Below are 13,015 nucleotides of genomic sequence, written 5' to 3'. Positions count from 1 at the left end.
CGTAACGAATGTCAGAAGTAACAGTCGCAAAACTCGCTGAAACCGTTGGCACTCCAGTAGAAAAGCTACTGGAACAGATGAAAAGTGCCGGACTCAGCATGACCGGAGCCGACGATGTTGTGTCCGATGAGCAGAAACAAACATTGCTCGCGTACCTCAAACAAAGTCACGGTGAGAAAGAAGGTGGTGAGCCACGGCGCATCACTCTAAAGCGTTCAAAAAGAAGCTCGCTCAAGGTTACAGGATCCACCGGTAAGGCGAAAACCGTAACCGTTGAAGTTCGAAAAAAGCGCACCTATGTGAAAAAAGGTGGGGCTGAAACGGCAGAACCAGAAGTGCTTGAAACAAAACCGGAAGAGCAGGTTACCGAAGCTCCGGTTGACACTAAAGCAGAAGCAGTCAGTTCAGGTGAGTCAGAGTCTGCCAAAACCGAAAGCACAAAAGATACGGCTCCTGCTAAAGCTGAAGACGCTGCTACCGAGCAGCAAGAAACTGCGAAAGCCGAGCCATCAGCAGCGGATATTAAAGCGCAGCAAGAAGCCGAAAAAGCGGCTGCTGAACGCGCGGTTATGGCCGATAAAATGAAAGCCGAAGCCGAAGCCATGACACAGGCAGAAGTTGAAGCGCGCATTACCGAGCAGGTTAAGCGGCAGGCAGAAGAAGCAGCCAAAGCCAAGCTTGAAGCAGAAAATGCAGCGAAAGAAGATAAGAGTTCAGGGCCTAAGCGATTACGTCCTGCAGCACCGCCAGCGGATGCTCGAGCAGACGCTACGCCATCGAAGAAAAAGCGCAAAAAGAAGAAGCGTGGTGGCAGTGAGTCGGATAATGATGACATCATCAGTCGTTATTCATCGTCGCGCAGAAAGTCTGAAAAAGTAGACTTGGCGCCGCGCTCTGCAAAACCAATGAAAGCCCCTAAAGCACTGCAGCACGGCTTCTCAAAACCACAGGATAAAAAAGTTATCAACGTAGAAGTTCCTGAAGAAATCACCATCGGCGATCTGGCTCAGTTAATGTCGATCAAAGCGGCCGAACTGATCAAAAACTTAATGAAAATGGGCACCATGGCAACCATCAATCAAATGATTGATCAGGATACCGCTATGTTGCTGGTTGAAGAGATGGGTCATACAGCAGTCGCAAAACAAGATGTTTCCGCTGAAGCCGAGTTAATGAGTCAGGCTGATGAAAGTCAGGATTCCGGTGAGTTGTCACCGCGTGCTCCGGTTGTGACAATTATGGGTCACGTTGATCACGGTAAAACATCGCTGCTGGATTATATTCGAACCGCTAAAGTTGCCGATGGCGAAGCCGGTGGTATTACCCAGCACATAGGTGCCTACCATGTTGAAACCGCTCGTGGCGGAATCACCTTCCTAGATACGCCAGGTCACGCAGCGTTTACTTCTATGCGTGCTCGTGGTGCCAATGCAACGGACATCGTTATCCTTGTTGTTGCTGCAGACGATGGCGTTATGCCTCAGACTATCGAAGCCATCCAGCATTCAAAAGCGGCCGGTGTGCCAATGATTGTTGCGGTTAATAAAATGGATAAGCCTGAAGCGGATCCAGATCGTGTGAAAAATGAATTATCACAACAGGATGTACTGCCAGAAGACTGGGGTGGTGACACTCAGTTTATTCATCTTTCTGCTAAGTCTGGTGAAGGTGTGGATGAGCTGCTTGATGCTATTTCACTTCAAGCAGAACTGCTTGAATTTAAAGCGCCACGAGAAGGGCATGCCAAAGGTCTTGTGATTGAAGCAAGACTCGATAAAGGCCGCGGTGCGGTTGCGTCGGTATTGGTTCAGTCCGGTACCTTACGTAAAGGCGATATTATGTTGGCCGGTCATCATTATGGTCGAATTCGGGCATTAATTGATGATCAGGGACAACAGGTTCAAGAAGCCGGTCCATCGACTCCGGTCGAGGTATTGGGTCTGTCTGGTGTACCTTCTGCGGGCGATGAAATGCTGGCGGTTGAAAATGAACGTAAGGCACGAGATGTTGCGTCATCTCGTGAAAGCAAGCAGCGTGATGACAAGTTGGCCAAGCAGCAAAAAGCCAAGCTGGAAAACATGTTTGCCAATATGACCGAGTCGGAAAAGAAAGTACTCAGTGTTATTGTTAAAGCGGATGTTCAAGGTTCGGCGGAAGCCATTGTTAAATCGTTAACCGATTTATCCACTGATGAAGTGTCGGTCAATGTGATTGCCACAGGCGTTGGCGGTATTGCTGAAACCGATGTGTCATTAGCGGCAGCTTCAGATGCTTTTATTGTCGGCTTTAATGTACGTGCTGATGCCGCTGCCAGAAAAGTTGCCGAAAACGAAGCGGTGGATTTACGCTACTACAGTGTTATTTATGACGTTATTGATGAAATCAAAGCGGCTATGTCCGGTATGTTATCACCAGAACGTCGTCAAGAAATTATCGGTCTTGCGGAAGTTCGTGACGTGTTCCGCTCACCCAAGTTTGGCGCCATTGCCGGCTGTATGGTGACTGAAGGTTCCGTAAAACGAAACAATCCTATCCGTGTATTGCGCGACAATGTTGTGATATACGAAGGTGAACTTGAGTCATTACGTCGATTCAAAGACGATGTGCAAGAAGTCAGAAACGGCATGGAATGTGGTATTGGTGTGAAAAACTACAATGATGTTAAGTCTGGCGATCAAATCGAGTGTTTCGAAGTGATTGAAGTTGCACGTACCATTTAATCGACTGTTACTTGAGGAAAACGAACCATGAATCGAGAGTTCAGTCGTACTGATCGCGTTGCAGAACAACTGCAGCGCGAACTGGCACTCATACTACAACGCGAGATCAAAGATCCTCGCGTTGGTATGCCAACGGTGCTGGCCGTAGAGATCACCCGCGATCTCCAACACGCCAAGGTGTTTGTTTCCTTTTTGGGTAAAGATGAACCTGAGGAAATTACCGAAGCCTTGCGTGTTCTGGAAAAAGCGGAAGGATTTATACGCACTACTCTGGCGAGTAAGGTGCGTATGCGTGTAATGCCGCAATTACACTTTAAACACGACACCTCAATTGTCCGGGGGCAGGTCATGTCCTCTTTGATTGATAAGGCTCGTTCGAAAGATACCGATGTGAATAACAACGGAACTGACGAAAACGAATAATCCTTATTCATCATCTATAACTTACAAGATTACCTTAATATATGGCTCGTCGAAGAAAAGGTCGCCCATTGGATGGCATACTTCTGTTGGATAAACCCACCGGAGGCTCGTCTAATTTCGTTCTGCAACAGGTTAGACGAATGTATAACGCTCAAAAAGCCGGTCATACTGGCAGTCTTGATCCTTTAGCAAGCGGTATGTTGCCTATTTGTTTTGGTGAAGCCACCAAGTTTTCCCATTATCTACTGAACTCAGATAAAGCCTATAAAGTCACCGCTAAATTAGGTGTCACCACGACAACTGCTGATGCCGAAGGCGACGTAAGAGATGTTCGGGAAGTTTCGGCGACAGAACCAGAATTACTTAAAGTAATCCAGTCATTTGCTGGCGAATCGATGCAAATTCCATCGATGTTTTCTGCACTAAAACACAATGGCCAACCGCTTTACAAACTGGCTCGTCAAGGAATTGAGGTAGAAAGGAAAGCAAGAGCCATCCATATTTACCGCATAGAACTGACCGAGTTTACAGCCGATTCGTTCTCAATGTATGTTGAGTGCAGTAAAGGGACCTACATACGCAATCTGGTGGAAGACATTGGTGACCAGTTAGGTTGCGGTGCCCATGTAACAGCCTTGCGACGTGAGTGGGTTGCTCACTTTAAAGCACAAGATATGATTACCATGGCTGAGCTCGAGGCTCTGAGAAATAACGATGCTTTTACCGATATGGATGATTTATTGTTGAGCAGTGATGAATCGTTGATGGGGTATCCTCATGTGACTCTGGATGACGAGTCTGCAAACTTTTTTCTACAAGGGCAGCCAGTAAATTCTCCTGATGCAAAAGATGAAAACAGCCCGGTTATCAAAGTTTACGATGAAGCCCATCGCTTTTTAGGTGTGGCGGCGCTTAACGATGAGTTCCTGTTAGCACCAAAACGACTGATTGCTAATTTAACGCGTTAAGGTTTTTGTGGCCACCAACTTGGTGAGTTTGTATCAACATTATAGTGCGGTGTTTCATTCGCTTCATTTTGAGTTTTTTCTTGTTGCATCAAAGGTTTAACTTTCAACTGATAGCCCGTATTTAAAACGGTTTCAATGGAAACACCCGATGCACCCGGTTGCTTGAGTATGGTTCGCAACATACAAATGGCATGGGTTAAGCCTTTTTCGCCAATGTAATAATTTCCCTTCCAGACACGATTGATCAACTCTTCTCGTGTCACAGGTTTTCCCTGATATTCCATCAGAACGATCAATAGGTGAAACAGTTTAAGGCGTAAGTGATGTGAGGTTTCATTGATGATTAGAGTCTGGTTTTGAAGATTTAGTGTAAGGTTACCGAGCGATATTATTGAGGGAAGATTACTGTTGTTGCCTGACGACGATAATTGAGATGACCGCTGCTTTGCATGACTATCTGGCTGATTCATTATTGTAGGTTCCATTTGTTGTTACGACCATGATTATTATTTAAGCAGTTATAATCTGATTAATGCGTGTCGGGCTGTAATAAATTGTGTCAAATGTGTATCTGGATTCAAAGCTGCGTTGGAAAGTTGCGCTGGATTGTTATTGCAAATTTGGGTAGGAATTGGAGTGTGTTTTTTAAGTTAGTTCATACCTGTTTATCTCAGGGCGCGCAAACCTGTTGAATACGACAAAAGTGTGTAAAATATAGAAAAAATTTTAGAGTGATTGATACATGGTTTCCCAGAATATTGAACATTGGAGCGGCTACTGGTCGCAAGGCAACATCACGTCGCTGCCGGTTGGTTTTCGTGATAATTACGATCGAGAAATTAAACACTTCTGGTTCGAGCAATTTAAACAACTGCCTGAAAGCGCGGTCATATTGGATGTTTGCACCGGTAATGGCGCTATCGCATTGTTAGCGGCGGAGTTTTCCGATATCCATCAAAAGAACTTTTCTATTATTGCGGTTGATGCCGCTTCAATCGATATTGCAGCAATTAAGGCACGTTACCCTCAGTTAGAGCCGTATTTAAATCAGATCCAATTTAAGCCATCGACAAGAATTGAAGAGCTTAGCTTTGATGATGATTCATTTGACTTGATATGCAGTCAGTACGGTATTGAGTATTGTAACTTAGGTGTTGTCGGAGTGAAGTTATCTAAGTTATTGAAAAGTAAAGGTACAGTTGCAATTGTTTCACATACTAGCGACGCACGTATTCTTGAAGTTACAACAAACGATTATAAGCTACTTGAACCTATATCTTTTTTTAGTCGAATTAGAAAGTTAGTTCGAAATGATGCAAGTCAAAAAGAACTCCAGCCTTTAATGAAGCAAACCTTCGATGAACTAGATAGAAGTTTACTTACAAAAGCATCACCGATGCTTAAGCTGTTATTAGAGTCCTGTAAATTTGTTATTTCTGCTGAACCTACTGTGTTTATGCAGAATAAGCACAGATTATTTGATTTTTTTCAAGCGCTTCAAAATGGCAAGGCTAGAATGCTTGACTTAGTAAATGTGCATAAAATGATGAAGGATAATCCAGTTTGGTATAAGAAAATCGAGAACAATGGCGTTGAATTAATAGAGAAAGGCAACTTGATTTATAATAATAGTCATACCGCTGGTAATTACTTTATTTACAGAAAGGTATGACTGTTATTGCTCTGAGGCTTGAGCTCAGGTAGAATCGCGTCCGATGTTGTAGCTTTGAACTGAATTAGTGATTGGTTCTGAGCTATTTTTTGAAAAGTCACTAACGGAGAAATATATGTCATTAAGTGCAGAAGCGAAAGCGAGCATTGTTGCTGAACACGGTCGTGGTGAAAACGATACTGGATCACCTGAGGTTCAAGTAGCGCTTTTAACCGCTCAAATCAATCATCTTCAAGGCCATTTTAAAGCCAATAAACACGACCATCATTCGCGTCGTGGATTATTAAGAATGGTAAGCCAGCGTCGTAAGTTGCTGGACTACTTGAAGAAGAAAGACCAGGGTCGTTACAGTGACCTAATCAGCAAACTGGGCTTACGCCGATAAAAGTTTGAGTTTAAAGGGGCTTATTAAGCCCCTTTTTGCTACTGAATAATCGCACTTTTCAATAGACTACACTGGCATTTAGAGCAAGGTTCGTTTTTAGCCAGAAAGTGACTGATTTTTTTATCAACAATTACCCGTCGTTCGGGTTTCAATAAAAAGTCAGTCACTTTCTGGTTAGTCTAAAAACACCATTCTTTGCTTGTGAAGTCTAATTTAACTACAACGAAAACAATTGCATAAGCAATTAAGGACTTTAATAAGTGAATCCAATTAAACGAAGTTTTGAATTTGGTGGCCGTACCGTCACTATGGAAACTGGTGAAATCGCACGCCAAGCATCATCTGCGGTTATGGTTGATGTTGATGGAACAACCGTATTGGTATCGGTTGTCGGTAAAAAAGAGGCCAAAGAAGGTCAGGGCTTTTTCCCATTAACGGTTAATTATCAAGAAAAAACCTACGCGGCAGGTAAAATTCCTGGCGGATTTTTCAAGCGTGAAGGGCGTCCATCTGAACGTGAAACATTGATTGCTCGTTTGATCGATCGACCAATCCGTCCTTTGTTCCCCGAAGGTTTTATGAATGAAGTTCAGGTTATCGCAACGGTTGTGTCTATCAACCCTGACGTAGAGCCTGATATTGTTACCATGATTGGTACATCAGCAGCATTAGCGACTTCCGGTATTCCATTTAGCGGACCAATTGGTGCGGCCCGTGTTGGTTATAAAAGCGGTGAATACGTACTTAATCCTGCTCTAAGTGAAATGGATGACAGTGCTCTTGATCTGGTTGTTGCCGGAACTAAAGACGCAGTATTGATGGTTGAATCAGAAGCTGACCAGCTGTCTGAGTCTGTAATGTTGGGTGCTGTCATGTTTGGCCATGCAGAAATGCAAGTGGCGATTAAGGCGATTCAAGAGTTTGCTGATGAAGTTGCGACACCTGCGTGGGACTGGAAGCCTGAAGCTGAAAACACCGAGTTAACAACTCGCGTGGCCAGCATGGTTGAAGCGGAAGTAACAGAAGCTTATCAGATAGCTGATAAAATGGCGCGTAAAGATAAGCTGAACGAAATTTGTGATAAAGCGGTTGAAGCTATTGCCAGTGAAGAAGGTGAGCCTTCTGCTGACGAAGTTCGTGATGTTTTCCACGGCATTGAAAAATCCGTTGTTCGCAGTCGCATCGTTAACGGCTCTCCTCGTATTGATGGACGTGATAACGATATGATCCGTGCCTTATATGTAAAAACAGGCGTTCTGCCACGGGTACACGGTTCTGCGTTATTTACTCGTGGGGAAACTCAAGCATTGGTTGCAGCCACATTAGGCACCGAGCGTGATGCACAAATCGTTGATAACTTGCTTGGTGATTCTAAAGACACCTTTATGCTTCACTACAATTTCCCTCCTTACTGTGTCGGTGAGACAGGTTTTGTCGGTAGCCCTAAGCGTCGAGAAATTGGTCATGGTAAGTTAGCGAAGCGTGGTATTCAGGCGATGATTCCGGATCAATCTGAATTCCCTTACACGTTACGAGTGGTATCAGAAATCACAGAGTCAAACGGTTCAAGCTCAATGGCATCTGTGTGTGGCACCAGTTTGGCGCTTATGGATGCTGGTGTGCCTCTTAAAGCACCGGTTGCCGGTATTGCAATGGGTCTGGTAAAAGAAGGTGAGAAGTACGTAGTCCTTTCAGACATTTTGGGCGACGAAGATCACCTGGGTGATATGGACTTTAAAGTGGCTGGAAGCGACGCCGGTATTACCGCTTTGCAGATGGACATTAAAATTGAAGGCATCACCAAAGAAATTATGGAAGTGGCGCTACACCAGGCAAAAGCCGGTCGTTTGCACATACTTAAAACCATGAATGAAGCGATTCATACACACCGTAGCGATATTTCTTCTTACGCGCCGCGTATTACATCATTAAAAATTGACCCAGAGAAAATTTCCGAAGTGATTGGTAAAGGTGGTTCAACCATTCGATCCATTACTGAAGAAACGGGCGCTACCATTGAAATTGATGATGACGGTACCGTGCGAATTGCAGCGGTTGATAAATCGGCGGGTGATGCCGCGGAACAGCGTGTTAAAGATATTGTTGAAGATATCGAAGCAGGCGCAATTTACGAAGGTAAAGTGGCCCGTTTAGCAGACTTTGGTGCGTTCGTTAACATTAAACCTGGCAAAGACGGTCTGGTGCATATTTCACAAATCGCTCACGAGCGTGTGAATAAAGTAACCGATCATTTAAGCGTTGGTGATGTTGTAAAAGTTAAAGTACTGGAAGTGGATCGTCAGGGACGCGTGCGTTTAAGCATGAAAGAGCTGCTTGATCCGCCAGCTAAAGATGATAACGCTGGCAACGAATAATCTTCAGGATTTATTCAATGTTGATAAAGCCGTTTACTGAAAAGTAAGCGGCTTTTTTTTACCCATAATTTACAGGTTTAATTTAAACTGCAAACTTTAAACACTGAAATTAATTAAACAAAAACACGTTAAAAAATTCTTATGGACAAAGTTATTAGGTTGAATCAGTTATTTATTTATCCGGTTAAGTCGCTGAAAGGTATTGAGCTTGATGAATCAGTGGTTACCGAGAAGGGACTTTTGCACGATCGTCACTGGATGATCGTGAACCCAAAAGGAATGTTTATCACTCAGCGGCAGTTTCCACAGATGGCGCTGTTGAGCACTCACATTAATAACGATTACCTCGTTATTGCCAATCAACAAAGCGGCCAATCAATAGAGGTTCCGCTAGTACCAACCAAGCCGCTCCCAAAATGCGAAGCTACTGTCTGGAAAAATAAGTGCCAAGTTTTGCAAGAGTGTGATGATGTTGGACGTTGGCTTACCGAGCAGCTAAAAACCCCTTGGCCGGTGCGCCTGGTTAGGATGGCTGAAGGTTTTACCAGACAGGTTGATCAATCGGAAAAATTTGGTGTTGGCGATCATTTTGTCGAAACACAATTTGCAGATGGGTTTCCATTTTTAATCGCTAACCAGGCTTCATTGGATGAGCTTAATCGTCATCTTGAAATGCCGGTTCCAATGAATCGTTTTCGGCCGAATATGGTGATTGAAGGTTTGGAGCCGTTTGAAGAACACAGAATTAAGTCATTAGTGAATGAAAGCATAAGATTTGACTTACGGTATCCCTGCGAGCGCTGCATTGTCACCACCGTTGATCAGAAACTGGGTACCAAACACCCATTGCAAGAACCATTAAAAACGTTAATCAAACTTAACCCCATGCCGAATAATAACAATGCTGCGGCGTTTGCAGAGAATGCGACCGTGGTGATAAAGAATAACCACCCCCTAAAAAGAGGCGAGCAATTTTACTTTACTTAGAACTATACAAGTGCTGTTTGTAAGTGAGCTTTCTAACGGTACTTGGGTAGATCTCAATGATGCCATTATCTGTACTGTTATTATCTGAGAATGCTTTAATTATGTCGTTTGTGTGAATTTTATACAGGCTAAATGGTAGTTTATCTGCTAAATTTGATAACAGTGTTTGTTTTTTAAACAAGGTTGGCGGTAATGCGGGTAACAACTGTTCTTAATATAATTATTTTTCTGACAATGGTGGTAGTGAACGGATCTGCTGTTGCAAAAAACACAAAAAAATACGGTAATACAAGCACTTACATGGTTCAATTGACTCAGCCTCCTCTGGCTCAATACAAAGGTGGGATTGGTCATTATAAAGCCACAAGTATCGCGGTAACCGGTAAACGCAAGCTTGACGTTAAATCGGCAAAATCGAGAGCCTACACCAATTTCCTTAAAGTTAAGCAGGATGAGCTTTTGGTCGCCGCGAGTAAGGCGTTAAATACCACACTTACACCAAAGCGCCGCTTTTCAGCGGCTCTAAACGGTTTTACGGTTGAGCTTACTGCCAAGCAAGCGCAAACACTGCTGCAATTGCAGGGGGTTAAATCGGTACAGCCGACAAAAATCTATAAGGCTCACACCGACCGTGGGCCAACAATGATTAAGGCGCCAGATGTCTGGAACGGGATATTTAATAGCACTCAGGCCAGAGGCGAAGGTGTAGTTGTTGGTATCATTGACACAGGTATCCGTCACGATCATCCTTCATTTGCGGAAGTCTCTCCTTCTGACGGTTACACCCATATCAATCCATTGGGAAACAACGTTTTTCTTGGAGACTGTGTTACACAGCCCAGTTTGTGTAATAACAAGTTGATAGGCAGTTACAACTTTGTTGATGGTAACTCAGAGCCTGGTGATGAAGGCGGCCATGGTACACATGTTGGTGCGACAGCTATTGGAAATACGCTGGATTTTGATTTAGGTAATGGCAATAGTTTTGAGTTATCTGGCGTGGCGCCAAGAGCGAATGTTATCGCCTATAAAATAGCCGATGCAGAAGGGACTTCTAGTGGTGGCGCATCTTCTTCAGCAATTGAACAAGCCATTTTAGATGGCGTTGATGTTATCAACTATTCCTTTGGTTCCGACTCGGTGGGTTCTCCCTGGAATGATTCCACTGCTATGGCTTATTTATCGGCCAGAGAAGCAGGAATTGTGGTTATGACCTCTGCAGGTAATTCAGGACCAGCGGCAGAAACAGTGGGATCGCCTGCCAATGCACCCTGGTTAACCAGTGTTGCTGCAACCACACACGATCGAGGTGCTTTCCCTGATAAAAATTTAACCTCAATGACCGGTGGTAGCACCACACCACCGTCCGACATTGTCGGTCGAAGCCTTACCGGAAGCATTACCGCTCCCATCGTATATGCCGGTGATTTTGATAATGGTGATACCAACCCTGAGCAGTGTCTTTCTCCTTTTCCTGCAAATACATTCAGTGGCCAAATTGTGCTGTGTGATCGCGGTGAAATTGCTCGGGTAGCAAAAGCGAAAAACGTTGCTGACGGCGGTGCCGGTGGCTTTATTTTGGCTAATTTACCGGGCGGTGCGAGCAGTATAGTCGATGATATTTATGTTATCCCCGGCATACATATCGGTGCGTCGGATGGTACTAATGTGCGTAACTGGGTAACCGATGGTGGTAGTGGTCATATGGCTACAATTACCGGCACCAATGGTTCTGTGGGGGTTGATCCTTCTGCGGGTGATATTGTTGGTGGATTCAGTTCAAGAGGACCCAATGTTAATCCTTCATCGATTCTTGCGCCATCACTGGCAGCACCGGGTGTCTCCATTCTGGCTGCCGATATATTGCCAGTAGATTATGGCTTTAAAAGCGGAACCTCCATGGCCAGTCCTCACGCAGCTGGTGCCGCTGCGTTATTAATACAGTTGCAGCCTAGTTGGACGCCAGCGCAAATTCATTCCGCACTATCGACTTCAGGTTCTATTGCACTGACGAAAGAAGATGGTACAACAACCGCGGATGCTTTTGATATTGGCGGTGGCCGGATCGATATTCCCTCAGCATTGAATGCCGGTTTGCTAATCAGTGAAACAGGCACTAATTTCAGAAACGCTGATCCGGCTTCTTCGAGTCCGACTCTGGAGCCAAAGGAATTAAACCTGCCTTCCATGGCAGACAGTAACTGTTTGTCGGACTGTGCATGGTCTCGAACGCTTACTGCAGTTGGTGCGACAACGTGGAATGTTGATATTACTCAGCCAGCAAACGGCACCATTTCTGTATCGCAGAGTAGTTTTTCTTTAAATGCCGATGACTCCATTACTCTGGATGTTGATTTGACGGTCAATGGGGCAGCTCAAAATGAATGGTTAATGGGCGCGGTAATTTTAGTTCCAACAGGTGGTGGCTTTACGTCAACCAGACTGCCCGTTGTTGCAAAAAATATTAACAGTTCTTTTGCGGGTCATATTGATTTGGTCAGTAGCGATACATCTGGTGCGCATCAATTTGCAGATGTCATCAGTATTGCTGAATCAAATGCTACCACCACCGTTTTCTCTAATCAGGCAACAGTCGAAACACTGAGTTTAGCGGAAGATTCCGATAATACCGATGTTTATGATGACTTATCGGATGGTGTTGCTTTTCGTACCGTAACGGTTGCTGCAGGGACTCAGCTTCTAGTGGCTAAAACGGATAATTCCAGTGCGACTGATATGGATCTTTATGTGGGTCTTGATCAAAATGCCAATGGTCAACCCGATGAGTTCGAAGAGCTTGAAAGCAGTACTTCTCCGGATGCGGATGAAGCGATTGTGATCGATTTTCCTGCTGCGGGTACTTACTGGATTCTGGTGCAAAACTGGAGTGCGAGTGGTTCTTCAAACGATAGTGTCGACTTAAGCTATGGTGCTGTTGGCAATACTGAGAGTACAAATATTACATTAAGTGCGCCAACCACTTTGGATGGAACAACCAGTTTTAACATTGATATGGCCTGGTCTGGGCTGACTCAATCGGGGGGTAAATGGTTGGGGGTTGCTGCTTTAGGTAATGCATCGGATCCGGATTTTCTGGGAAGGCATTCGTTTGTTATTAGCAGACCTACTGAAGCTAATGCGCCAGAAGCAGACTTTAGTTTTACAACAAATGATCTAACGGTTACTTTTATCGACGCAACCAGTGGCGGGCAGGGAGCTTTGAGTTACGCCTGGGATTTTGGTGATGGCAATAGCTCAACGTCTCAGTCTCCAACTCATACCTATAGCACTGCCGGTAGCTATGCCGTGCAGCTGACAGTAACAGACAGCCAGAGTATTAGTGATACTGTCAATCGTTCCGTTACTGTTACAGCCCCTGCAGATTCCGGTGGTGGCGGTGGTGGCAGTATTCCACTGTTAATGCTATTGGGGTTATTAGCGCTTTATATAAAACGTCGTTAATTAAACGCTAAAACCAAAAAAGC

Annotated in this window: 9 protein-coding genes; 8 read left to right on the top strand and 1 reads right to left on the bottom strand. The window is 44.5% G+C overall.

Features of this window, described 5'->3' with window-relative positions:
* The first annotated feature begins 8 nt into the window (after positions 1-8).
* The 3 genes from infB to truB are packed head-to-tail and all read left to right on the top strand — an operon-like array spanning position 9 to position 4,111.
* Positions 9-2,720, top strand: a complete 2,712-nt coding sequence (infB, locus tag C8D97_RS12655; protein ID WP_109764158.1) for a translation initiation factor IF-2 — start codon at positions 9-11, stop codon at positions 2,718-2,720.
* Positions 2,721-2,747: 27 nt separating this feature from the next.
* Positions 2,748-3,143, top strand: coding sequence for a 30S ribosome-binding factor RbfA (gene rbfA / locus C8D97_RS12650; RefSeq protein ID WP_109764157.1), 396 nt, complete (start codon positions 2,748-2,750; stop codon positions 3,141-3,143).
* Positions 3,144-3,184: 41 nt separating this feature from the next.
* Positions 3,185-4,111, top strand: a complete 927-nt coding sequence (gene truB, locus C8D97_RS12645) for a tRNA pseudouridine(55) synthase TruB (protein WP_109764156.1) — start codon at positions 3,185-3,187, stop codon at positions 4,109-4,111.
* On the opposite strand, the gene C8D97_RS12640 is transcribed toward truB, so the two are convergent.
* Positions 4,108-4,581 (bottom strand): winged helix-turn-helix domain-containing protein, encoded by a 474-nt coding sequence (locus C8D97_RS12640; protein ID WP_109764155.1) that lies wholly within the window; start codon positions 4,579-4,581, stop codon positions 4,108-4,110. The genes truB and C8D97_RS12640 overlap by 4 nt on opposite strands.
* A gap of 272 nt (positions 4,582-4,853) precedes the next feature.
* On the opposite strand from C8D97_RS12640, the gene C8D97_RS12635 reads away from it, so the two are divergent.
* The 5 genes from C8D97_RS12635 to C8D97_RS12615 all read left to right on the top strand — a co-directional run bounded on the left by C8D97_RS12635 (position 4,854) and on the right by C8D97_RS12615 (position 12,992).
* Positions 4,854-5,783: a class I SAM-dependent methyltransferase gene (locus C8D97_RS12635; RefSeq protein WP_109764154.1), complete on the top strand. Its 930-nt coding sequence runs from the start codon at positions 4,854-4,856 to the stop codon at positions 5,781-5,783.
* 115 nt (positions 5,784-5,898) lie between these two features.
* The gene (gene rpsO / locus C8D97_RS12630; protein ID WP_109764153.1) at positions 5,899-6,168 is read left to right on the top strand and encodes a 30S ribosomal protein S15; all 270 of its coding nucleotides are present in this window, start codon (positions 5,899-5,901) and stop codon (positions 6,166-6,168) included.
* 260 nt (positions 6,169-6,428) lie between these two features.
* Positions 6,429-8,543, top strand: a complete 2,115-nt coding sequence (pnp, locus tag C8D97_RS12625) for a polyribonucleotide nucleotidyltransferase (protein ID WP_109764152.1) — start codon at positions 6,429-6,431, stop codon at positions 8,541-8,543.
* Positions 8,544-8,702: 159 nt separating this feature from the next.
* The gene (locus C8D97_RS12620; RefSeq protein ID WP_170115247.1) at positions 8,703-9,530 is read left to right on the top strand and encodes an MOSC domain-containing protein; all 828 of its coding nucleotides are present in this window, start codon (positions 8,703-8,705) and stop codon (positions 9,528-9,530) included.
* A gap of 243 nt (positions 9,531-9,773) precedes the next feature.
* Positions 9,774-12,992, top strand: a complete 3,219-nt coding sequence (locus C8D97_RS12615; RefSeq protein ID WP_210204939.1) for a S8 family serine peptidase — start codon at positions 9,774-9,776, stop codon at positions 12,990-12,992.
* Positions 12,993-13,015: the final 23 nt, after the last annotated feature.

The sequence above is a fragment of the Pleionea mediterranea genome (assembly GCF_003148745.1).
In the GTDB taxonomy this organism is placed as follows: domain Bacteria; phylum Pseudomonadota; class Gammaproteobacteria; order Enterobacterales; family Kangiellaceae; genus Pleionea; species Pleionea mediterranea.
This window is presented reverse-complemented; position numbering and strand designations above follow the sequence as displayed.

Bases quoted from the DNA above. Each gene is read 5' to 3' on its own strand.
- infB (WP_109764158.1), top strand. From the start codon at position 9: ATGTCAGAAGTAACAGTCGCAAAACTCGCTGAAACCGTTGGCACTCCA.
- rbfA (WP_109764157.1), top strand. From the start codon at position 2,748: ATGAATCGAGAGTTCAGTCGTACTGATCGCGTTGCAGAACAACTGCAG.
- truB (WP_109764156.1), top strand. From the start codon at position 3,185: ATGGCTCGTCGAAGAAAAGGTCGCCCATTGGATGGCATACTTCTGTTG.
- C8D97_RS12640 (WP_109764155.1), bottom strand. From the start codon at position 4,581: ATGAATCAGCCAGATAGTCATGCAAAGCAGCGGTCATCTCAATTATCG.
- C8D97_RS12635 (WP_109764154.1), top strand. From the start codon at position 4,854: ATGGTTTCCCAGAATATTGAACATTGGAGCGGCTACTGGTCGCAAGGC.
- rpsO (WP_109764153.1), top strand. From the start codon at position 5,899: ATGTCATTAAGTGCAGAAGCGAAAGCGAGCATTGTTGCTGAACACGGT.